Source organism: uncultured Ferrimonas sp. (genome assembly GCF_947489035.1).
In the GTDB taxonomy this organism is placed as follows: Bacteria; Pseudomonadota; Gammaproteobacteria; order Enterobacterales; family Shewanellaceae; genus Ferrimonas.
The window spans coordinates 1-24,095 of record NZ_CANLCI010000004.1; the positions used below are offsets into that span (position 1 = coordinate 1).

The following is a 24,095-nucleotide window of genomic DNA, read 5'->3' on the forward strand; positions in this document are numbered from 1 at the left end:
CGCCAGTATCTATAACTGCTGCGCTGAATACCGAACACTTCGCACAACCGGACTTCGCTATAGCTCTTCCTGAGCTTCTCGATCAACGAGAACTGTTCAGTGAGTCAGACATCAAGAGAGCCGTAGCCTTTTTTAGAATTTCATTGTGCTCTTCGAGATTTGATACTTTCTTCTTTAACTCTCGGATCTCGATTTGCTCAGGAGTCAGCGGTGATGCCTTGGGAGATGTGCCATCTCGCTCTTGCTTCAACTGACGAACCCATTTATCCATTGCCGATTTGCTGACATTCATTGCCTTCGCGGCTTCAATGACTGAGTAATTTTGGTCTACGACTAACTGGGCTGCTTCAAGCTTAAAATCGGCGCTAAAAGTTCTTCTTGTTCGTTTGGTCATTGTCACACCTGTTTGTGCATGAGGCGCATGATAACACCTCTAATCAGGTGGCCAGTTTTAGTGTGCCACTACACCATCTGGAAACGTCGAATGCATCGCCTACGACAAACGTTTATCGATTTGCTTCATAAAGGGCAAACTGTCCCTGCAACTCGTTATGCAGGGCGCTGTAAATTCATTTTGAAACACGAAAGAAGCTTATGGGCATTTGTGTCGCAACAGAACGTGCCGTTAACGAATAACGAGGCAGAGCGGTGCATACGAGGCAGCGTTATCATGAGAAAAATCTGCTATGGCACCAGCTCAGACCGAGGCGATAAGTTTCGTTCGAGACTACTATCGATAGTTGAAACCTGCAAAAAACATGGCCTATCACCGCTAACCGTCGTGAGCCAAATCACGACGGCAGTTGTGGCGAAACAACCCTATCCCGACGTATTCAATTTGCTCGAAAATTAAAATCAAGCCCAAGCGGGTGAACGGTTACATAAAAGCCCCTAGTTGAATCGTCCAAACTCCGTTTACGAATTTATTGACAACGAGGAACTTGCAATGCTCATCCTGTTCAATGGCGTAGTAAACAATGGCGCTTTCAATCAATGTTGGTAACCATCCGTTTTTAGTTTGGCAAAAGTGTCAACTCGCGTCTAGTCTAGCTAATTATTTTCAAGAATTGGAGTCTTTACGCAAGTACCTGGCCGGGATACCTCCGACAACCGAGTCAGATGCCACATCATTTATCACAACGGCGTTGGGAGCAACAATCGTATTTTCACCAATGGCGACACCTCCAAGTATTCGACTACCTGCGCCCAAAAATACACCATCACTAATCACAGGCAAAGAAGCACCACCTCTACCACCTATAGTTACACCTTGACCGATAATAACACGGTCACCAATCACAGCTCGCTCATGTATTACAACTCCAATCCCCCCATAAGCAAACTTTACTTTCTTTCCCATCCTTAACTTATAAGGTACATGGCAATTAAAAGCCAAGTAGATAAACAATTGAATCAGATAAGGTATAACCGGCACCTTAATTCGATACAATGCGTAAGCGAAAGCATGTATTAATGGAATAATCCGACTCATTCTGTGACACCGTCAATAATTTCGACCCATTTCTTAACCACTCTATCTATTGAGTATTCTTCGGCAGCAATCTTTGATTCTTTAGAATATTTCTTAGCAAGATTATCATCATTATTCAACTTAATGACCTTTTTTACAAAGCCATCAATATCGTAGTGTTCTATAAGATAGCCAGTAGACTCATCGGAAATGATCTCAGCCGGCCCTGTAGGGCAATCATAACTTACCTGAGGTAGACCGGCATCTTGAGCTTCAATCAGTACCATTGGCAACCCCTCGTAGTGGGACACCAACATCAAACACCGATGTGAAGCATACAGCTTTCCGATCTCCTTTTGATTACCCAAATAGTTCACACTATTAGATAGCCCTCTAAGCTCTATTTGCTCTAACAGGAATTGACGTTTACTGCCATCACCAACAATAGAAAACTTAGACTCTTTCTCAACTTCTATTATTTTTTCAATCACATCCAGCAAACCAGGAATGTTTTTTTGTTCTTCCAATCGTCCTACAAATAGAAATTTATTTCTTGGCAAGCTACATGAAACACCCAAAGACACTACTGGATTGTTTACAACGATACAATTTACATTTTTAGACAAGTAATAGCGCTTATCATATTCAGTTAGTGCAGTTAGTAAGTCAGCTTTTCGGTAAACAAAATTTCTTATTTTAACTTTTATTCCATTAGCCAAAGCATTGTGATTATTGTGCTCGCAGCAAATCACTTTAACATTATTATTTACAAGGGTTGCCAAACGCGAAAGAACGTTCATATCCAAGCCAAAGGACACTACTACATCTGGACGCTCTGACTTTATGAATCGAGATAACCTACCAATTCTATTATAGAGTTCAACAACCTTCCCTAATATAGACTTTGACATATAGTCAAAAGCCAAAGACTTTCTCTCCACCTCAGGCTTTAGTTCATAGAAATCATGAATTTGACTTTCACCACTTACTATGGTGAGGTCATATAATTGCGATAATTCGTTAGCAAGATTGACACATACACGCTCAGCACCGCCAGCTCTTATATTATTAGTTACGAATATAACTTTCTTCATTTTTTTCATTTGTCATACTGCATCTAGCAGCCCTGTAGCTAATCAAAAAACCCAAAAGTAGCATTACCACCTCTCCGGTTCTAGTACCAAAGAAGGAAGGATAACCCACACCGCAAGCCAACAGCACTATTAAGAGGTCAGATTGTAGAGTGTTCTTATTAAGTATTTGGATAAAATAATGCACCAACATAATCGCGGTCAATATCAATGCAATATATACACTTGATTGCATCGATATAGTCAAGTACAAGCTATCCCCTTGAAAGACATTTTCCACATAGTTAAATCCTACTCCGATTCCATTATTACCAGTCAAAAAATCAATACTGGAATTAAGAAACCCATCAGATCCGAACCTAGTCTGCAGCGAAGACATTACGCCTTTATCCATCAAATTTGTAATCAATTGAATAACTTTAAAATCAAAGTCGGAAGCAAAGAGGATAACAAAGCCAAAGACTGTTGCACAAACAATAACTGCTCCCAAAACCCCTTTCGCTCGTCCAGTAATCACAAATTGTAGAATTAGAACAACGATACCAAACAAAAATGTTTTTGAGGCAGAAAGCACTCCTGCTACAAACGCTAATATCGCTATTGCAACAGCAAACATTTTACTGCATCTAAGGTTAAAGACGATTATCAATGCAATTAAACAAACTAACGAGAAGTTTGCCGGATGGTTAACACTACTCTTTATTCTAAAAAATATTAAAATCTCATTCGCCAGCTCTTCCGTATATTTTGTCGAGTACAATGATGATATATTCTCCCTTAACTCAGGAATAAAAAACTCAACATACCCAACAAGGATAATCAAAACACAATATAATAAAACGTATCTCATTAGATCGTCATATAAATATGGCTTATCCTTGCCAATTAATAAGGCAAAGCCAAAAACAGCCAGCAACCTAACATTACCAAACAAAGACACCATGCCAACCGAATTAATATCCACCCCTTGCAGAGCAGCGGTGTATATAGTGCTTGTAATTGGCAGCACGATAAAAAATAAAATTCCTGCTATAATTAGCTTTTGGATCCTTACTGTAGATTTAATCAATAGAATCCCACCCATTACCAATACAGAAAGTGCAAAATCCATACGTACACTTCCCATAGGCGGGACTACAGCTAAAGAAACAAGAAACAGGATTAATAGCTTTCGAATTGCTGCGTCTGAATAAATATTTAAATTTTTCACCAGATACCTTTAATCATGAAAAAAGCCAAACGCAAAAATACTAACAAAAACTTCGAAACGGACTCAAACAAAGGCCATAAATGCAAATGAATATATATAGTAAATAAAGTGCGCTACTGTGTGAGCCTGGTAAAGAGCTAAGTTTTCTACAACTGATTTACTATCCACCCATCTAAAATGAAATTGGCGGAATTAATTATCAGCGCCGGCTATCTCTTCAACACCTCGATACCTTGATGTATTGAAATTTATAATCTACCATGCCAACACAGTTAAACAACCATCTGAGCTAAATAGCGGCTCCTAATTATACTCAACTTTGAGTATTCCATGGCCTCACGTAATATTCTTTGTTTTTGGTCTAGTGCAACTTTTTCTTAATGCGGTGTCGCTCTACGCAGTCGGTAGGTATTAGTATCAGGAAACTCCGTTTCTTTGAGGACTTTGTTATGCATTGCGATTGTTCAAATCGCACCAACGAAATCAAGTTCCCTTCTTCCTGCAAGAGCCGAGTGATCTACATTTCGGAACGCTTATTTATATTGCTAGACAGGATCCTAGTGCTTCCGGTCAAAACTTTTAGATTAAATAACTATAATTACCAGTCCTGATTCGATATGTTCGAGAGAGATAACTAAAGTCTATTAAGCATTCTATGTTAATAATGTTTACGGATAGAGCCACCTAATATAAGTTTTATAAATATCGAATAAGCCAATGTAGCAAATAAACTCAGTCGCTCTATAGTACTAAATGTTTTCACTTCACTTGCAGTACTTACAAGTTTTTGAAACTTTAGCATGAATTCTTTATGCGAAAACTCATTAGCTCTATTAAATTCTTTTTCCCTTATGATGTTATATTCATAGTCAGAGCATTCAATAAGCTTTATTATCATCCGCTCGTAATCAATAAGTTCATATGGCAAGTTATCTTCATGAATCGAAACCGATGATGTATTATGAAGAAAACCATACGTTTTATGATCTGTACGACCTTCAATACCGATAATACTTGGACAGGATCTACCAGCAGCTTGCAATAATACGGTACCGCTACCTACGAAGCAATCGCAATTATCAATATATGAATCAATTTCTGAAAAGTCCACCTCATCCATTAAATTTACATGTGCTTGTAAATCTAGTTCCTCTATTTTTTGCTTTATATCACTCATTAATTGTCCATTGCCAATGATAGTGTAAGCAACTTTATATCCACGGTTAAGCAAGTTTCGTATAACAGTCAATAAATTTATATTGTATGTTTTAAAAGCTGCCAGCCTACCAATAGACAAGATCTGAAATGTTTTACATTTACTCTTACTCTTCATAGCTGGCGGAATCTTTACACCTAGCGCTAATAACTGCGACTTACAAACGTTCAAATGACAGGTTGACTCTAAATTTTCTTTGGCGCGAATAGAAGTAAGAATGAAGTTATCGTAATTATATTTTGATATGAGACGCAAAAGCCCTTTTTGAAACACACTGTCTTTGCTTAGCACATTTACTTCATTTGCATGATAAACACCAATTGTAAATGCGGGTTTAAAGTTCATTTTTATCCGACTATAAAGCAAAGTCATATGTATTCCAGCCAGCACGCTAAATGCGTGAACGGTATCCACGCGAGATAAATACTCACTCAATTTAGCATTATCCCATCTTTGGAATAAAGATAATAGATACTTTCGGTCAGAGTATGATGATTGATTTTGACCATATATTAACTCAGGCCAGTATGAAACGTCAGCAACCTTCTGTAATCTGCTTAACAGTTGAGGATTCGCTGACCTTGTACACAGTAATACTTTTACTTCATCTCCAAGTTCAAATAGACCCTCCGCGATTTTTACAAGTTGTGTTTGAATTCCACCAATATTAAGATCGCTGTAGACCAGAAGATGAGTTTTCATTTGAAAAGTACCTAGGAACAAATAGAACAACATTAACCAATAGCTTGCTAAATGTAATCATCACTAAAATCCAAACAATATTCTCGTCTGAAAGGTTGTGGACTTTCAATAGAACACACAAGCCAATAAATGCAAATATATCAATCGCTGCCAATTTCACTTTTGAATAATGTGAGAGCAAATAGAAGCCTATCGGGTACGAGACGACTAACAGCAGAGCATTTATTCCAAACATTGGAAAATATATGCTTGCCTCTAATTGCCTCGAACTAAATAACATCAAAATTATTTGCTCAGAAAAAGATACAATCACTATTATTATTGGCAGAAAACACACTATAACCTTTAAAATTGTATTTAAAACATCCTTTTCTGGATTTTTGCTATGCGCTATGTTTTTAAAGTAAAAGGTTGAATAATATAAAGTGGCAAAACTAATTGTTATTTCAAACACTCGTTGCGCAGTGTACATCAATCCAGCTTGTTCGTAACCTAACTCACTCACCATTACATCTCTTAGTAGCATCACACCCAAATGGGTACTTGCAAGAGAAATGAGCCCATAAAATAAAAATGACAACGCTGTGAGATTTGTACCTTCAGTTCCACCCGCTCCCTCGAGCCATGTACTAAGTATAAACTTGATATTATACTCTCCTCTTCTTGCAATTTTTCTTATCCAAAGAAAAATTGAAATTAGTGCAACAAGAGCTGGACGTAAGATAATGGCTGCAAATATAAATTCTATGCGTCCAATAACCACTGCGAATAAAATAAGAAATGCACCCAGAACAGTTTGAACAAGAGATAATTGGAAATACTCCCGTTTCCTATTGCTAGCTATTGCATTTGATAAAATAACTTGGGAAACTAGATATGCTAAAGCAATAAGTGGAGCGCACCAGAACAACTCTGAGCTATAGTTCTCCCAAAAATATATACCTATTTCTATATTAAAAGCCTTGCTTAAAGCATATATTAACAAGGAGATAACTATTATATATAATATATATAATTTGGACACACGAATTAAGTTGGGGTAACATTTAACAATTGCATTATTTACACCGGGAATGAATACTGATGTCAATATTGTTACGAACAAAATTGTTTGACCATAAGCAGAAAACTCTTTCAATGATAAGTGAGTCGATGCCACTTTATTAGTAATCAGCCCAGTTATTATAAAACAAACATTTAGTATTACCGAATAAACTAATTCGCTATTTATTTTTTTCATATTTGAAAGATTGGTGCTCAAAAATACTTGAGGTAAATTTAGATGATTTTTCTGTTTCAGCATAGGAGGTTTTGTTGAATAACTCTCTAAAACCACCATGAATACCGACATTCTAATCTCATAGCCACTACAAAGAGATTGAAAAAACAGCCAAGGGAAAGCTCACGATGAAGTACACTTAGCTCTTCAATACGGAGTTATGAACAATAATTAAATCTACACTTTCAAGAAACGTTATTAGGGATGTTAGCAAATCCACAGAATGAAAAAATTATCATTAATACATATCAACCAAATGCGCCAGCATGAAGGCTCATTAGTTGAATCAGTGATGCAACCTCGGCTAAATAACTATTCCGAGACATTGAACACTCGGTCCTCGCGAAAAAACTCAGCCTCGTTGGTGCGTTCTAATCAATCACCATACATCACAAAGCCCACCGAAACCCGCGCATCTCAAACAGTTCTTGATTGAGAAACCTCTCATGATGACCAAGAATATACTCACGGATGTACATCCAATCACGGGCACCAGCAATACCTAAGCAAACCGCATCAAAGAGGATACCAAATTGGGGATAATCAATGTTTACGCTCTGGCATTCATCCTGAATGATGAAGAAATCCTGCTTTATGGTCTCGATGTCCATGGCCATGGACATCAAAATTATAACTAAAGATAACAGACAGACCTGTGGATCAATCACACTCTTAAATTGAAAATAAAACGTTTACGCTATTTCTCATAGCATCACACCGACCTAATCAGAATTATTACAAGTATATATTTAAAGCATGTTCATTAAACATCGTACTGTGGCAAAATTAGATTATCGCGGAAAGAAGATAAAGAATAACTTGTAACTACAAGTTAACTATAGAACTTCCATATAGAAGAGCATACTTGATCCACTTCCTCTATTGTCAAATCGTAATACAACGGTAATCGTAAAAGCCTTTCTGATTCCGCTGTTGTATATTTATCTTCACCGTTAAAACAACCATGCTCAATACCTGCCGGACTAGAATGAAGCGGTATATAATGAAAGACTGCTGTTATCTTTTCTCTCTTAAGGTACCCAATTAATTCTCCACGTTCCTCGACACCTTGAACCTTAACGAAAAACATATGCGCATTATGTTCGCAACTAGAAGGTATAACAGGCAGTTCAATAAGACCTTTCTGCTCTAAGCCAGTAAGATTTTCGGCATAGCGCTGCCAAAGAGCCAAGCGCTTAGTGTTAATCTTTCCTGCATTTTCTAGTTGAGCTTTTAAGTACGCTGCTTGCAATTCAGACATCAGAAAACTAGAACCAATATCACGCCATGTGTATTTGTCAACTTGCCCACGGAAAAATTGACTTCTATTAGTCCCCTTCTCACGAATCACCTCTGCACGGTCAATGAGTTTTACGTCATTAATAAGCAGTGCACCACCTTCTCCGCCTGAAGTATAGTTTTTCGTTCCATGAAAGCTAAAGCAACCAAGGTGGCCAATTGTCCCTAGAGCTTTACCTTTGTATGTCGACATCACTCCTTGTGCCGCATCTTCAACCACCAATAGATTATACTTTTTAGATAGTATCATCAGACGATCCATATCACACGCAACACCAGCATAATGAACTGGCACAATCACCTTTGTTCGCTCAGTTATCGCATTTTCGACACATGAGACATCCATATTCATTGTCGCAGGATCTATGTCCACAAATACTAGCTTCGCCCCATGCAAAGCAAACGCACTAGCTGAAGTGACAAAAGTATAACTCGGGACAATAACCTCATCACCAGGTTGCAGGTCAGCTAAAAGTGCCGCCATTTCTAAAGCAGCTGTACACGATGGTGTTAATAAGGCTTTGTGGGTATTTAGATGCTTTTCGAACCATGCTTCGCACCACTTAGTATAATAGCCATCACCGATCATATTTTTACTATTTATCACATCGGTCATGTAAGACAATTCATTACCAGTCACCGGCGATTTGTTAAAGTGGATCATAAGCTTACTCTTAACTATACTCAGGTTTGTTATCGCAGTGGCAATGTGTTTTTTTGCCTAAGGTCAAATTGATACTTTTTAGAACATCTTTAGCTAGGTGTTTTTGTCCATTAACATATACGTCTTTAATTAATATTAGTGCATTTGACGCAGCAACAAAGACGCCTCTTTTTTCAATTTTGACTATCCTGCCTGGAATTAGACCAACATAATTATTTGATGTATCTATTTCAATATTGAACAATGTAAGCTTTTGTTCTCCTAAGTAAGTATGAGCACCTGGATATGGATGAGAGTATGATCTGATCAAATTCTTAATATCATGAGCTGATTTTGACCAATCTATCTCAAAGTCTTCGGGCTTTACTTTGCATGTGTAGGTTGCTGTGCAGTTATCCTGTTCGTTTAAGTTAATGTCTCCACTTTTTAGCTTTATATAAGCACGTTGCAAGATATCTAAATAGGCATTAGTAACTTTTTCCACAACCTCACCAATATACTCATCATCATTGATGGTAACCTTTCTCTGTAGCAAGATTGGGCCTTCATCCATTGCTTCTACAATTTTAAACAAGGTTGCGCCAGTATATTTTTCCCCATTTCTTATTGACCAAACTGTAGGACTGAATCCTCTGTATTCTGGTAAAAGTGAGTCATGAAATACAAAACAGCCTATCTTTGCAGCATCATAAATGCGCTTGGGAATTAAATAACGCCAACCAATAACTAAAATCAAATCAGGTTTCTGCTCCCATATTTTCTGATAATCTTCATTATCTACTTTAGAGGTCACAAAAGCCTGAAAGTCATTCAATTTAGATAAATTTAATATTTTATCAACAAATTTTGGTTCCCACGGAGTTTCCTTAAATGTGAATACCGTAAGCTGATCATCAGTGCCTTTTATCTCCAGCATTCTTTCAAGACATCTTACACCGCGATCCGCGGCAACTAGCATTACAATATTCAATTAATTAACCCCAGTAAATATGCGCCATAACCGCCTTTTGCATATTTTTGGCCTAGAACGCGCAACCTTTCGGTAGATAACCACCCTTTTGAATAAGCTATCTCTTCCAAGCAAGCTATTTTGAACCCTTGCCGTTTTTCAATGGTTTCCACAAAATTAGCCGCTTCTAAAAGGCTATCGTGGGTCCCAGTGTCCAACCAGGCGAAGCCACGCCCCAACAGTTCTACGTGGAGATTACCTTGTTCCAGATACATCTGGTTAAGGGTCGTGATTTCCAACTCACCACGGTCGGATGGTTGTACCTCCTTCGCTAGGCGCACTACACTGTTGTCATAAAAATACAGACCGGTTACGGCGAAGTGTGATTTAGGCTCTGCGGGCTTTTCTTCAATGGATATCGCCTTCTGATTTTCGTCAAATTCCACCACGCCAAAGCGCTCGGGATCTCTCACCTTGTAACCGAAGACCGTCGCTCCTTCCTTACGCGCAGCCGCTTGCAACAATCGGGGAGAGAATCCCTGACCCCAGAAGATATTGTCGCCCAAAATCAAGCAAACACTGTCATCACCAATGAAGTCTTCACCAATAATGAAGGCTTGAGCCAAACCATCGGGAGAAGGTTGTACTGCATACTCAAGATTAATGCCGAATTCGCTACCATCACCCAACAAACGTTTGAAGCCGTCCTGATCTTCTGGAGTGGTGATGATCAGTATTTCCCGTATCCCCGCCAACATTAATACAGACAAGGGGTAGTAGATCATGGGTTTATCGTACACCGGCAACAGTTGCTTAGACTGGCCACGAGTGATGGGATACAAACGGGTACCGGAACCACCGGCGAGGATAATGCCTTTCATTATTACTTACTCTCTACGCCAATTCTTTCCAACTGGTAACTGCCGTCCAGCACCTTCTGCCACCACTGTCTATTTTCCAAGTACCAGATGATGGTTTTTCGGATGCCAGATTCGAAAGACTCTTCCGGTGTCCACCCTAGTTCTACAGCTATCTTGTTCGCGTCAATGGCGTAGCGCTTATCGTGACCTGGACGGTCTTTTACGAAGGTGATCAGATCTCGGTAACTATCAATACCTTTAGGCTTATTGGGCGCAAAGTCTTCCAAAATGTCACAGATAGTATGCACAACGTCCAGGTTGGCTTTCTCGTTGTGGCCGCCAATGTTGTAGGTCTCCCCCACTTCACCCTGAATCAACACCGTGTACAGCGCGCGAGCGTGATCTTCCACATATAGCCAATCTCTGATCTGCTGGCCATCGCCGTAAACAGGCAAGGCCTTACCATCTAGGGCATTCAGGATCATGTGGGGGATCAGCTTTTCCGGAAAATGATACGGCCCATAGTTGTTGGAACAGTTGGTGACGATCACCGGCAAACCGTACGTACGTTGCCATGCCCGAACTAAGTGGTCGCTAGAAGCTTTGGAGGCCGAGTAAGGGCTGCTCGGAGCATAGGGCGTGGTTTCCATAAACAAGTCATCCGTACCCTCCAAGTCACCGTAGACTTCGTCGGTAGAGATATGGTGGAAGCGAAAGCGAGTCTTGGCTTCGCCTACCAAGTCCTGCCAATAGCCTCTAGCGGCTTCCAGCAGTACATAGGTGCCAATGATATTGGTTTCGATAAAAGCGGAAGGGCCATCAATGGATCGGTCTACGTGGCTTTCCGCTGCCAGATGCATCACTGCATCGGGCTGATGCTCTTGAAATACGCGTTGTAAGGCAGACGCATCACAGATATCAACCTGTTCAAAAGCATAACGCTCGCAACTTGATACTCCGAGCAGCGAATCCAAGTTGCCCGCGTATGTCAATTTGTCTACATTGACTACCGTGTTATTGGTGTTTTGAATAATGTTGCGAATGACGGCAGACCCTATAAAACCAGCACCACCCGTGACTAGGATTTTCATTACCAAATACCTTTAGTATCGATGATAATACCTGAAATTGGCTTTATAGCCTTAAATACTTTGTGGTCTACCAGCATAACTTGGATATCAGCTTCAGCCGCAGCTTGTTGAAAAGCTACCAGCTCAAATTCAAAGTCGGTCACATTCTGTTCGATGTTTGGTTCAACTGCAACTACCCTTCCACTATGCAGGTCACATATTTTATTAGCGATGTCTAGAGCTGGGCTTTCTCTTAAGTCATCAATATCTGGTTTAAAAGCTAATCCATAGCAAGCAACGGTAATATCTTTTGCCGTCTTATTAGGGTTTGCTTGGAGAAAGTCGCTTATCGCAAGCTTTACCTTATCAATGACCCACTCAGGTTTGCCATCATTTACCAGTCTAGCCGTATGGATAAGCTTAGCCTCATTCGGGGTCTTAGAAACGATAAACCACGGGTCAACAGCGATACAATGACCACCGACACCGGGTCCGGGTTGAAGGATGTTTACACGTGGGTGACGGTTTGCCAACTCAATCAACTCCCAGACGTTGATGTCGAGTTTATCGCATATAATAGATAACTCGTTGGCAAAGGCAATTTGAACATCTCGAGAGCTATTTTCAGTCAATTTTGCCATTTCTGCAGTACGAGCATTTGTAATGACGCACTCGCCCTTAACGAAAGTCTGGTAAAGTTCAACGGAGAGCTCCGAACAACGCTTGGTGATACCACCAATAACGCGATCATTTTCAACCAGTTCACGCACCACATGACCAGGCAGAACACGTTCAGGACAGTGAGCTACGTTAACGTCTGCTTGTTCACCGGCTTGCTGAGGGAAAGTCAGATCAGGACGCGCCTCCGCCATCCACTCGGCCATTTGTTCAGTGGCACCGACTGGGGAGGTGGACTCAAGGATAACGAGATCGCCTTTTTTAAGCACAGGTGCAACCGCTTTAGCGGCAGATTCGATGTAACTCAAGTCCGGTTCATGATCACCCTTGAAAGGTGTCGGTACTGCAATCAAGAACGCATCGGCCGGCTCCGGTGTAATTGTCGCTTTTAGATAACCTTCAGTCACAGCCGCATGGACGATCATATCTAAATCCGGTTCAACGATATGGATCTCACCACGGTTGATGGTGTCAACGGCGTGCTGACTGATATCAACACCGATCACTTTCTTTTTCCGACTGGCAAACATGGCAGCAGTAGGTAGGCCAATATAACCCAGCCCAATCACAGATACAGTTTCAAAAGACATACTACAAAAAGTCCTTAAAATATTAATTGGTTTCAATCAGTGCTTCGAGAATACGTTGACAGGCATTGCCGTCTCCGTAGGGGTTATGCGCAAAACTCATTATTTGGTATTCAGACTCATCGTCCAGCAACTTCGCCAAACCAGTGATAATCTTATCTACATCAGTTCCCACCAGTTTCACCGTTCCAGCTTCTACAGCTTCAGGTCGTTCGGTGGTATCGCGCATTACTAACACTGGCTTGCCCAAGGAAGGGGCCTCTTCCTGGATCCCACCTGAATCAGTCAAAATGGTATGGGCACGGTTCATCAAGTAGACGAATGGTAGGTAGTCCTGAGGCTCAATAAGATGGACATTTTCGCGAGCACTTAGCAGACGATTTACCGGTTCCCTTACATTGGGGTTCAAGTGTACAGGGTAAACAAAGTCCACGTCCTGGTACTGTTCAGCCATATGCGCAATGGCCTCACAGATCCGCTCAAACCCGCCGCCGAAGCTTTCACGACGATGTCCTGTGATCAGAACCATTTTTCGGTTTCCTTGAAGCATCGGGAACCGTTCAGCCATCTCGGAAACCAGAGTACTATCGTTTTCCAGTTTATCCTTCACTGACAGCAACGCATCAATTACGGTGTTGCCAGTAACGACAATTTTCTCTTGGCCAATGTTTTCTCGAATGAGGTTTTGTTCAGACGTTGCGGTTGGAGCAAAGTGGATATTTGCCAAGCTACCTGTAACTTTACGGTTGCCTTCCTCAGGCCAAGGAGAATAGATGTTACCGGTGCGCAAGCCGGCTTCAACATGCCCGACTTTGATTTGCTGGTAGTACGCCGCTAGCGTCGTAGACAGTGTAGTAGCGGTGTCACCGTGCACCAACACGTAGTCAGGCTTGAACTCGGCCAATACCGGCTTAAGACCCTGCAGGATATTGCAGGTTACATCGGTCAGGTCCTGACCTGGCTTCATGATGTTCAAATCATAATCAGGCTTAATCTCAAACAGTTCGAGTACCTGATCCAACATTTCACGGTGCTGGGCAGTCACACAAACTTTTGCCTCAAAACGCTCATCTACCGCCAAGGCGTGAACGAGAGGCGCCATTTTAATTGCTTCAGGTCGAGTCCCAAAAACGGTTAATACTTTCATCAATTATTATTCTCTTCGGTAGAGAGTTGCGTCTCTTTCCAAGGACGAGCAACTTAAGGATTTGGTAATAGATGTGTGAGCAACTGGTTTCCAGTACTGTTAAGGCACGTTAGTTTTGGGCATCAATTGATGTCCTAAAATAGGGACTATAGTCGGACGACCTCACTTCAAAAGTTGAATTTTCTCAACTTCTCATCTCAGACTTTCGACCCAGCCAGAGACGCTTTTCCTTCATTTTGAGCCAGTCCACCTGCCCCAAAGCACCGCGAAACCTCTCTATGGCTTATTTCCTTAATGAGGTCCTAATAGGTTCTATTTTGGCTCTACTTCGATAGAGCTTGGTTTGCCACGTAATTCACGAATCCACTTAACCAATTTCCAGATATGTTGAATCGCGTAGTTGTACACAGCAAACATCATGATGAAGCCAATAAACATTAACCATTCCGGTGCTTCTGCGGTTTCAGCCAAAATACCTAAGCCGATGAGAAATCCTGCAATAGCGGTGATCAGACTCAGCGATTGTCTCGGGCTTAATCCTGCGCGCATGCATATATGATGCAGGTGATCGCGATCAGGCTTAAATGGGCTTTGGCCTTTGCGGATACGGCGGGACATGATGGCTGCCATATCCATTAAAGGGAGTGCGATTACCCATAAAGCAGTTACAGGTTTGAAGGCAGGAGTATCACCTTGGCTACCAAAAACCAAAAGCCAGACTACGGTTAAGCCGATCAACATAGAACCGGCGTCGCCCATAAAGATCTTTTTTGCTTTTCTATTCGGCCAGCCGAGGTTGAAAGTTAGATAGGCACTAATTGCTGCTATGAAAAGTACTGGGAGCACCCACGCATCATTACCAGCAACAAAGAACAAAATAGCTAAGCCGATGAATGTTGCGATACTGAGCATACCCGCTAAGCCATCAATTCCATCAACCATATTAAAGGCGTTGATAGCACCGATTACCGCAACTACGGTTATCAAGATCCCAACATAACTAAGCTTAAACTCAAAAAAGCCAAGAAGAAAACCAAGGCTCTCTAGGTACAGTTCAGCACCAAAAATCATGATGCCCGCCGACAAAGCTTGTACGGCCAATCGGTGCGAGACTTTCAAATCATGCTTATCGTCTAGAACACCCAGCATCAAAATTATTGCGGCCGAGAGCAGGTATAAGTTCAAAATCTGATTGTGAGGCAAGAACATCATAATAGCGCTCATCACCCCGATGAAAATGGCGATGCCTCCAATCAACGGCACCGCGCCGGTATGGTGTTTTCGCTCGTTTGGTTTGTCAACCAAACCAAAACGATATGCCACCGGCTTAGCAATTCGCACAGCCGCATAACTGGCGACAAATGCCCAGATAAGGGCAGCAAACAGTTCCATGTTCATGGTTCCCTCAACAATAGATTCAATTAACATAACGGTTTCTTATTGAGCAGTTGAGCATAGTTCACTCGCAGGATGAAGTTCACCTAAAAGAACGCGTTTACTTGCGAACAAAAGCACGAATTAACACGACAAATACACCCAGCATACCGCCCAATAATGTGCCCAACACACAGATAAGAGCACGCTTTGGCTTTGCCTTCAGCTCTGGCACTACTGCAGCATCTACTGTTTTAAAAATGTATTCATCGCGGACCTCAGCAAACATTACGGTCTTGCTTTGTTCTTCAATCAGTTGATACAGCACGTTTTGCAATTCGGCGATCTTAGTCGTCGCCAGTTTTGATTCAAGATAGGTAATGCTTTTATTGGCTTCTTTTAGATCCCGTGTTTTCATCTCGAAGTTAATGTCTTGCACTAACCAATCAACCCATTGTTTGGCAACGAATGGGGAAAAGTGCTCAACCGAAATAGAAACAAGCCCTGAATCTTTTGCTTGGCTCACTGTGATCAGTTCCAACATCGCCTCAACTAACTCTTGCTCTGTTGGCTCAACGCCGCGGCGGCCTTCAGGCTCACGCAGCCATTGTTTAGAGGAACCGTTATAAACTTCTTCATCAATAAGGAGTTGATCCGTGGACTCATCCCAACCCTTTGCCGCCATTAATGCTACTTGCAATTGATGTTGTTCAATAAAGTTGCTGAGAAAAGTGCGTGACTGCACCACTTCCATCGCAAGAGTGGTGTTATCTACAGCGCCACCACCGCCTAAGCTGATGCCAGCAAGTGACGCTAATCCACCGAATTGCCCAGCCAAACCACCCAAGCCGCCTTGTTCTTGGCTCGCAGGTGCCAGCAATGCTTCTGACTTATAGATATTAGGCAGATACAGCGCCAAGCAAACGGCACCAATGGCGAAAACAGAAGTAATCGCAGTGATCAACCATTTTCCCGCCCAGATTGTGGCAAACAGTTCACGTAGATCGATCTCGTCGTCAGCGGCGAAATTCACATCAGCCGCCAATTGTTTTGTTTGATTCATAAGTCGTCAATTTGAGAGAGGAATTACTCCCTCTCTCTTTTCCTAAATCGCATTAATTCGAGAAGACAAGCGCATTACATCAATACGCTTGTTGGGCTGAAGTCTAACTTAGAGGCCAGAGATAGCAGCGACGGCAACCGCAGTATTGTAAATAATACCAGTCACTTGACTCCATAGAGTGAGGCCGTCTTTGTAGTTGCTCTTAAGCGGCATGATGATGGTGTCGCCTGGCTTCAGCTGTTGATTATTACTAGTAAACCAGAAGTTGCTTTTTGGTAGCATGACCGAACCATCTGCGCGAACTACGTACAAGCGGTCAGTATCAGCTCGGGTTGAACTACCACCAGCTAACTTCATGTAATCACTTATCGATAACGCATCATCGTAACGATGTGAGCTTGGATGCTGTACTTCGCCCATTACAGCGATGGTCTGTCGTACTGGTGGGATGTAAACCAGATCGCCGTTTTCAGCAATCAAATTGTGCTTAGGGTTGTTATCCAATACTTGGTCAAAGTTCACCACCATACGGCCAGTGGCCTTAACTTGCTCTAATTGGCTTAGCATCACCTGAGTATCTTGAACGCTGGCAAAATTACCCTGCTCACTGAGCGTTCGGTTAGCCATCTCTTTGCGCAGGTTGGTGACCACTCGCTGAATTTCTAATTGCTCCTGCTTGCGTACCGATTCACGAGTAAAAACGCCACCGTAGGTGTAGGCGTACTCGGTAAAACCGCCGGCACGCACAATCACATCCGCCAGAGTATTTCCTTTTTTAATCGCATATTTACCAGGGAAGCGAACTTCGCCACGTAGCTCAACCATCACCACTTCAGTCCATTCTGGCTTTGTTAGCACGTTAAGGCGATCGCGGCTTTTTAGCGCGGTGGCACGAGAACCGTTTAGCTCCTCGGTCAGACTAAGGTTCAAATGGAATACGGTCTTAGCACTGCCTAGTGCTTGTTGGCTGCGAGTGATCTCGGCATTTGCTTCAAAGGCACTCTCTTTTAATCCACCGGCAATCGCGATTAAATCCTTTACCGTGGCGCCTTGCAGCAGCGGATAATCGCCGGGATGCATCACTTCGCCGTCAACGGCAACAATTTTTAAGTCCTTATTAAGGCGAGCTTGCGACTTAAGTTTAGCCAGTACCGGTTGCAGTAACTCATCACGAGTTAGAGTGTTAGAAATGGCGATCAATTCATCGTGCTGAAACAGCTGCAACAGCGCCAACGATTTTAGCTCTGCGTTAATTCCGTCTTCGTGCTGTTCGACGCGATCCTCAACTACCGCAACGCCGGCAATTTCTGAACGAAACTTCAGCTTGCTATCAAGCCCTTGCGAAATAACGTCTTCATCTTGACTATTAGTAAGTTTCGCATTCTGCAAGTGCTGTTTTTTAGACAATGCCGACATCAGTTTACCCAGTGCGCGGCGATCTAAAGCCTCATCACGCTCTGCAAACACCACAATGCTGTCCGATGGTTTAAGCAACAGATCGTCGTCACCCTTAGGTGCAATTAAGGCGTCTTCCAGATCGAAGCCCAATACGGCAATGTCACCACGAATGTTTTGCTTACGCACCACCAAGGCGTAGCTGAAGTCAGTGTTCCAGGTTAAATCGGCCGAGGGCGAGCGTAAAATATCACTAATGGTCATGCCCATTTGCCATTGATAGTGACCAGGACGGGCAACCGCACCAACTAAGGTGATGGCGCCGTCTACGTCACTACTGGTGCTACGGACAATCAGGCTGTCACCGTTAGCCACTGCCATGCGTTTACCGGCAGCAGTGGTTAAGTCCACATTCACGATCGACCGTTGATGCTTGCCGTTGTAGCGTTCAACAATAGAAGCTGCGGGATAAGCACCAGCAAGTGCACCACCGGCCATCGCCAGTGCATCAGCCATGGTCACCGAATCTACCAATTCATAGATCGCCGGACGACGGACATCGCCATCTACAGACACCGTTGCTTGCAGTGGCGGAATAAACACCACATCGCCACTTTGCAAACGCACATCACCGCTGGCATCGCCACGCAGCAGCAGATCATAAGCATCAAAGTGGCCAACCACTTTACCGTTACGTTTAACTTGGATGTTACGCAGTGAACCAATTTCACTCAGCCCGCCTGCCAAAGTAATGGCATGAGAAACCGTAGACAGCGCGCTTACGGTATAAGAACCCGGCTGATACGCTTCACCTGCAATAAAAATGCGGATAGAACGCAGCTGCCCCATGGTCACGTTGCTGTTTACGTTAACCATCTGCTCCGAAATCACGCCATTGATTGTTTTGCGAGCCTCACCAAACGACAGTCCAGCGATATGGATCGGCGCCAGTTCCGGCATCATCACACTGCCATCGCGGCCAACGGTTAAATTGTGGGTGGCGTTTTCTTTGCCATATAACTGCAGTGTTAATTCATCGCCCGGGCCAAGCACATAGTCACTAGGCACTGGAATGTCTGTCGCGGGCGCAAATGTGGACGGTTGACCAGCAAACAGCTCGTAACCATAAGGCTTCAGTTTGTTGGCTTTAGGCGCAACAGATGCGATTTCTGATTTTGAGATGGACTTTTGACTGCGTGGCTGAACCACTGCGGAGCCCACCTCTTGGTAACTGGAGTTGCCCCCAGCAGCCCCCCCTAACATGGCTGGATCTATCCCATATTGCTTAGCTAAGCGCTGCTGTTCCGATGCAGGCAAACGTTTGAACTGTTCGACCATTTGCGGTGATACCGATACCGCTTGCGAGGTTGGCACAAAAACGAACAGTGACAACAGCGCAACCAACGGCAATAGCCAATTAGAGTGTTTGTGTTTCATGGGTTTGATGAGATCCAGCTTGTTCAGGTTTGGTAAGTGGGCACTTACACGTAAAGTGTTGTTTTTATTACAAGGCAAAACTAGAGGTGTTTGCCAAGCAGATACGCTATCGCCCTTAGGTTTGGCTCCTAAACAGCAACAGCGAATGGTGTTTGTACAAACGCATAAATGCCAGTACTTTGATTGAGTCAAAGCACTGGCATTTATCGACATATTTTTGACGGCAATCGTACTTACCGTGCCTTTAAGCTGCGGTTGAAACAAGCCCGTATTGCACTAGCTTGTTAACCACGGCGCGATACTACCAGCGCGTTTTTAGAGCGCAAGCACTCTAGCAATCTGCCGCGATAAATTCATATAAAATGCCCCAGATTGAAAAAAATGCTCAAATGGCTCGCAACATAAATGGCCAATCTCTTACAGCTTGGCAAACATCCATGCAAAGGCTCCAACCCTAATTCGAGCACCGGCTACTGCTTAAGATTAAAGCTCATAGCCTATCTTACGTTTTTGTTGCACATTACAACAACATTGACGGCACCAACAATTCACAGTTAAGCAACGGTGCGTTTACTTGCGGTTATTCCCAACGGGATCGCCGATGTTAGAGCGCCAACAGACATCGGCTTTCGACTTCAAATTCGTCTACAGAACCGCTAAGGTAAGCTAATCCGCCCTATGGACGGGGTGTTTACTATAAAAGAACCAACGGAAAACATTGGAGCTGCTCGCTCCTAACGCTGCAACTCGCTAAAATTATAAATAATCAAGGTAATCTCGCAGATGAGCTCAAACATCAATCGCGGAGAGTTTCTTGGCCACCCTAAAGGCCTGTTTCTCCTGTTCACCACTGAATTGTGGGAACGCTTCTCGTACTACGCCATGCGTGCCATCCTGGTGCTGTATCTCGTAGATCAAGTTTCTTCTCAAGGTGGTAACGGCCTTGGTTGGTCCCAAGCCGATGCTCTGTCGCTGTACGGTACCTTTACTGGATTGGTGTACATCACTCCGCTAATCGGTGGTTGGCTCGCTGATAACTTTTTAGGTCAGCGTAAAGCCATTTACATTGGTGGTTTCTTAATGGCGGCCGGTCAATTCTTATTAGGTACTCCACACGCGTGGATCCCTGGTATGGAAACAACCGTATTCTATCTTGGTTTGGGCGTGCTGATTTTAGGTAACGGCCTATTCAAACCAAACATCTCCACCATGGTTGGCGATCTGTATGAAGAAGGCGATCACCGCCGTGACGGTGCCTTCACCATCTTCTACATGGGCATCAACGTTGGTGCATTCCTATCTGGTATCGTGGTGGGTAACGTTGTTGCTGCTTACGGTGGCAGCTACCAAGCTGGTTTCGTTTGTGCCGGTATCGGTATGATCCTGTCTTTGGTTATTCAGTTCCTGTTTGCACAAAAGCTGTTGGGCAACATTGGTACCGTTCCTGCCGCCAAGCTTGATCGCGAACAACAAACCGAAGTACGCAAAGAGCCACTGACAGCCGTAGAGCGTGATCGCATCAAAGTGATCATGGTTTTGGGTTTGTTTACTATCGTATTCTGGGCGGGCTTCGAACAAGCCGGTGGTCTGATGAACTTGTTCACCAACAACTTCACTGATCGTATGCTAGGTGACTGGGAGATCCCAACCACTTACTTCCAGTCTTTGAACGCCTTCTTCATTGTGGTCTTCGCCCCCGTTATCGCTTCTTTGTGGGTGCGTATGGGCGCTAACGAGCCTAACTCCCCAGTTAAGTTCGCATTAGGCCTGATCCTGCTCGGTATCGGCTTCATCTTTATGATGGGCGCTGTGGTTGAAATGGGCGGCGACGCTTCTGCTAAGTCTTCTATGTTGTGGTTAGTAGGCGCCTACTTCTTCCATACCATGGGTGAGCTGTGCTTATCCCCTATCGGGCTGTCGATGGTGACTAAGTTGGCACCACTGCGCATGGCTTCCTTGATGATGGGTGCCTGGTTCGGTTTCGTTGCTATTGCCAACAAGGTTGGTGGTTTCGTTGGTTCCTTCATCGGTCACAGTGGTACCGCGGAAGAGCAGCTGGCGAACGCCATGTCTATCTTCTCTGGCATCTTCATCACCGCAGTGGTATCTGGTGTTATCCTGTACTTCTTGTCTGACAAGTTGGTTGATTGGATGCACGGTGCCGAAGACGGCCACCAAAAAACTGATTCCGAAGCACTGGAAGAAGAAGTCGCGGTAACGGCAGATCACGAAGGTTTGAAGCACTAAGTTTATTCGCAAACTATTAAAAGCGCTCGCTTGATAGAGCGATAGAATCAGATGCGCTAAATCACCCTCAAGCCTAATCGGTTTGGGGGTGATTTTTTATGCGCCAGTTAAGGGTGTTTAGCCAATAGCGTTCCTGTGAATGTAAGCGGAATTGATGTAATTGACCACATTGCAATCGACAACTTCATTGACAGTTCTGCGGTTCGTAAATGCTCATCAACTTGGCTTGGTCGTGATTTGTGCAGTCAGTTGCTTATTGAAACAACCTACCTTGCCTAATCTACAGCAGCGGTAAATACTGACATCGAATTGTCATAAAGGAGTGCGTTGTGGATAAGACCTTAAGCCTACATGAGGCTCGGATCATCGGCAGTTTGCTGGAAAAAGAGTCGACTACACCTGATCAATACCCTCTCACTCTTAATGCATTGAAGGGCGCCTGCAATCAAAAAAGCAACCGAGATCCGGTACTCGCACTGTCTGATGCTGAGATAAAACACACTCTAGATGTCTTGCTTGAAAAGCGCCTACTGCAAGAGGAAGGCGGTGCCAGAACCTCTAAATACAAACATCGCTTTTGTAATACGCCCTTTGGCGGCATGCAGTTTTCCCCACAAGAGCGCGCCGTGATCTGTGTGTTGCTGCTGCGAGGCCCACAGACACCGGGAGAACTTCGCTCCCGCACAAATAGACTGTGTGATTTTAACGATGTATCTGAAACCGAATCGGTCTTACAGCAGCTGATCAGCAAAGAGCTGGTTGTTCAACTACCGCGAGAAGCAGGCAAACGCGAGAGCCGTTACGCCCATCTGTTCAGTGGGCCGGTCGATGCGGTTGTCACCGCGGACGTGGTTGCCGACGATAAGCAGCGGATCATCGATCTTGAAAAACAAAATTCAATTTTAAGAGCAGAAATTGAACGGCTTAAATCTCTAATGACCGACTGATATTTAGAGATAAATTCTATTTTTACCGCAGCGCCCATCGTGGCGCTGTTTTTTGTGGCGAATATCAACAAATACCTCTATCCACAGCATTCCTCAACGTCGATTCCTAAATTTGATTAAACGCAGAAGTGCTGCATTATTGTAATGACGGCAAATTATTGTCCGCACTACAACTTATAATGGATATTCTCTATGAAACCAGTTCTGCTTATGGGGATAGGCTTGAGTGTGATGCTGATGGGCTGTGTTAATACTACGGTGCCACTAGGCAAATCGCAGCAGCAAGTCAATCGCTCGGTTAACACTGTTCAATTGATGGAACCGGGTGAGGCAGAGAGCCGAGCGGGGGTTCTAATCGATGAGATTCAGGCTAACTATTGCCGCAGCACCATCACCGAACCGATGCGCTCAACCTACTCTTTGATACAATCGCTGAAGCAACAAGCAAATCAGCTTGGTGCTAACAGCATCGTGTTGAAACAGTGCCAGCAACAAGCCAACCGCGATGGCTGCCTGTCACAGATAACCTGTGTGGCAACGGCGTATAACGTCGATATCAGTTACTCGCTGTAAATAGGCTTGCCACGTTTGGGCTGCGTGGCACTCCCATTTTCCGGCTATATTTTCACCGCTTCAACTTGCTACCAATCCAACCCCTTCTGCGCTTTAACTCCCGCTTCAAAGGCGTGTTTTTCCGGTTTTATCTCAGACACCGTATCTGCCAATTCAATCAACTGTCGATGGCAGGCGCGGCCGGTCACAATTACGTGCTGGTGGCGGGGCCGATTGGCAATGGCAGCAACCACTTCTTCCACATCTAAATAGTGGTAGCTGAGCATGTAGGTGATCTCATCCAGCAGCACCATATCAACCTTGGGATCAGCCAGCGCCAGCTTGATTTGTTGCCATACGCCAATGGCGGCGGCGGTATCGGCATCGCGGTCTTGGGTGTTCCAAGTAAAACCGGTTTTCATCACATAGAACGGCACCCCAAGCTTTTCTAACACATTACGTTCGCCGCACTCCCACTGCCCTTTAATAAACTGCGCCACTTGGCAAGTTAGCCCATGGCCTACCCCGCGCAACACGGTGCCAAATCCTGCGGTGGATTTGCCTTTACCATTACCGGTTAGCACCAGTAATACGCCTTTATCGATAGCGGCTTGCTCAATTTTACTGTCTACCGTTTGTTTTAGTTTTTGCTGGCGCTGTTTGTGCTTTTCGTTGTCTCTGTCCATTCAGATCATCCCTGTGGTTATCGGTGTCGCCATGAATGTCGCAATAATGAGCGAGCCTTAACGCGGATGCAATTGCCTCGCTGTCACCCCCAACAATATTACTCTGGTCGCGGCACTGCGGCTGTCGCCATCAATCCATAACCAGTTTCCGCTTGGCAAAGCTTGAAAGCT

Annotated in this window: 19 protein-coding genes and 2 pseudogenes; 4 read left to right on the top strand and 17 right to left on the bottom strand. The window is 43.7% G+C overall.

Annotation, left to right across the window (positions count from 1 at the left end):
- Window positions 1-394: pseudogene (locus Q0796_RS03595) on the bottom strand (transposase); the annotation flags it as partial.
- Window positions 395-469: 75 nt separating this feature from the next.
- Here Q0796_RS03595 and Q0796_RS03600 point away from each other — a divergent pair.
- Window positions 470-853, top strand: a pseudogene (locus Q0796_RS03600) (transposase); the annotation flags it as partial.
- Window positions 854-1,060: 207 nt separating this feature from the next.
- Here the strand turns inward: Q0796_RS03600 and Q0796_RS03605 are convergent.
- The 15 genes from Q0796_RS03605 to Q0796_RS03675 all read right to left on the bottom strand — a co-directional run bounded on the left by Q0796_RS03605 (window position 1,061) and on the right by Q0796_RS03675 (window position 19,492).
- On the bottom strand, window positions 1,061-1,492 hold the full coding sequence (locus Q0796_RS03605) for a serine acetyltransferase (RefSeq protein WP_298440383.1): 432 nt from the start codon (window positions 1,490-1,492) through the stop codon (window positions 1,061-1,063).
- On the bottom strand, window positions 1,489-2,574 hold the full coding sequence (locus tag Q0796_RS03610; RefSeq protein WP_298440384.1) for a glycosyltransferase family 4 protein: 1,086 nt from the start codon (window positions 2,572-2,574) through the stop codon (window positions 1,489-1,491). Before Q0796_RS03610 ends, Q0796_RS03605 begins: the two co-directional genes overlap by 4 nt.
- Window positions 2,540-3,772: a hypothetical protein gene (locus Q0796_RS03615; protein WP_298440385.1), complete on the bottom strand. Its 1,233-nt coding sequence runs from the start codon at window positions 3,770-3,772 to the stop codon at window positions 2,540-2,542. Before Q0796_RS03615 ends, Q0796_RS03610 begins: the two co-directional genes overlap by 35 nt.
- A 658-nt stretch (window positions 3,773-4,430) precedes the next feature.
- Complete coding sequence (locus Q0796_RS03620; RefSeq protein ID WP_298440386.1) at window positions 4,431-5,690, bottom strand: glycosyltransferase; 1,260 nt, start codon at window positions 5,688-5,690, stop codon at window positions 4,431-4,433.
- Window positions 5,656-7,041, bottom strand: a complete 1,386-nt coding sequence (locus Q0796_RS03625) for a hypothetical protein (protein WP_298440387.1) — start codon at window positions 7,039-7,041, stop codon at window positions 5,656-5,658. The genes Q0796_RS03620 and Q0796_RS03625 overlap by 35 nt, the downstream gene beginning before the upstream one ends.
- 317 nt (window positions 7,042-7,358) lie before the next feature.
- Window positions 7,359-7,586 carry a hypothetical protein gene (locus Q0796_RS03630; protein WP_298440388.1) on the bottom strand — a complete coding sequence of 76 codons (228 nt, stop codon included), beginning with the start codon at window positions 7,584-7,586 and terminating at the stop codon, window positions 7,359-7,361.
- A 215-nt stretch (window positions 7,587-7,801) separates the two neighbouring features.
- Entirely contained in the window at window positions 7,802-8,932 is a 1,131-nt protein-coding gene (gene rffA / locus Q0796_RS03635) for a dTDP-4-amino-4,6-dideoxygalactose transaminase (protein WP_298440389.1), read from the bottom strand.
- A 10-nt stretch (window positions 8,933-8,942) separates the two neighbouring features.
- A complete protein-coding gene (locus Q0796_RS03640) occupies window positions 8,943-9,890 on the bottom strand; it encodes a methionyl-tRNA formyltransferase (RefSeq protein ID WP_298440390.1) in 948 nt (315 codons plus the stop codon).
- 8 nt (window positions 9,891-9,898) lie between these two features.
- Complete coding sequence (gene rfbA, locus Q0796_RS03645; protein WP_298440391.1) at window positions 9,899-10,762, bottom strand: glucose-1-phosphate thymidylyltransferase RfbA; 864 nt, start codon at window positions 10,760-10,762, stop codon at window positions 9,899-9,901.
- Between the two features lie 2 nt (window positions 10,763-10,764).
- A complete protein-coding gene (rfbB, locus tag Q0796_RS03650) occupies window positions 10,765-11,832 on the bottom strand; it encodes a dTDP-glucose 4,6-dehydratase (RefSeq protein WP_298440392.1) in 1,068 nt (355 codons plus the stop codon).
- The gene (gene wecC / locus Q0796_RS03655) at window positions 11,832-13,079 is read right to left on the bottom strand and encodes a UDP-N-acetyl-D-mannosamine dehydrogenase (protein WP_298440393.1); all 1,248 of its coding nucleotides are present in this window, start codon (window positions 13,077-13,079) and stop codon (window positions 11,832-11,834) included. The genes rfbB and wecC overlap by 1 nt, the downstream gene beginning before the upstream one ends.
- Before the next feature lie 22 nt (window positions 13,080-13,101).
- Window positions 13,102-14,223, bottom strand: a complete 1,122-nt coding sequence (gene wecB, locus Q0796_RS03660) for a UDP-N-acetylglucosamine 2-epimerase (non-hydrolyzing) (RefSeq protein WP_298440394.1) — start codon at window positions 14,221-14,223, stop codon at window positions 13,102-13,104.
- Window positions 14,224-14,535: 312 nt separating this feature from the next.
- Window positions 14,536-15,615, bottom strand: a complete 1,080-nt coding sequence (wecA, locus tag Q0796_RS03665) for a UDP-N-acetylglucosamine--undecaprenyl-phosphate N-acetylglucosaminephosphotransferase (protein WP_298440588.1) — start codon at window positions 15,613-15,615, stop codon at window positions 14,536-14,538.
- Window positions 15,616-15,718: 103 nt separating this feature from the next.
- Entirely contained in the window at window positions 15,719-16,660 is a 942-nt protein-coding gene (locus tag Q0796_RS03670; protein WP_298440395.1) for a Wzz/FepE/Etk N-terminal domain-containing protein, read from the bottom strand.
- A gap of 108 nt (window positions 16,661-16,768) precedes the next feature.
- On the bottom strand, window positions 16,769-19,492 hold the full coding sequence (locus tag Q0796_RS03675) for an SLBB domain-containing protein (protein WP_298440396.1): 2,724 nt from the start codon (window positions 19,490-19,492) through the stop codon (window positions 16,769-16,771).
- 783 nt (window positions 19,493-20,275) lie between these two features.
- On the opposite strand from Q0796_RS03675, the gene Q0796_RS03680 reads away from it, so the two are divergent.
- The 3 genes from Q0796_RS03680 to Q0796_RS03690 all read left to right on the top strand — a co-directional run bounded on the left by Q0796_RS03680 (window position 20,276) and on the right by Q0796_RS03690 (window position 23,259).
- Window positions 20,276-21,739, top strand: coding sequence for a peptide MFS transporter (locus Q0796_RS03680; protein ID WP_298440397.1), 1,464 nt, complete (start codon window positions 20,276-20,278; stop codon window positions 21,737-21,739).
- Window positions 21,740-22,068: 329 nt separating this feature from the next.
- Window positions 22,069-22,686 (top strand): DUF480 domain-containing protein, encoded by a 618-nt coding sequence (locus tag Q0796_RS03685; RefSeq protein ID WP_298440398.1) that lies wholly within the window; start codon window positions 22,069-22,071, stop codon window positions 22,684-22,686.
- Window positions 22,687-22,878: 192 nt separating this feature from the next.
- Window positions 22,879-23,259, top strand: a complete 381-nt coding sequence (locus tag Q0796_RS03690; protein ID WP_298440399.1) for a hypothetical protein — start codon at window positions 22,879-22,881, stop codon at window positions 23,257-23,259.
- A gap of 68 nt (window positions 23,260-23,327) precedes the next feature.
- On the opposite strand, the gene cobO is transcribed toward Q0796_RS03690, so the two are convergent.
- Window positions 23,328-23,924, bottom strand: a complete 597-nt coding sequence (gene cobO / locus Q0796_RS03695) for a cob(I)yrinic acid a,c-diamide adenosyltransferase (RefSeq protein WP_298440400.1) — start codon at window positions 23,922-23,924, stop codon at window positions 23,328-23,330.
- Window positions 23,925-24,095: the final 171 nt, after the last annotated feature.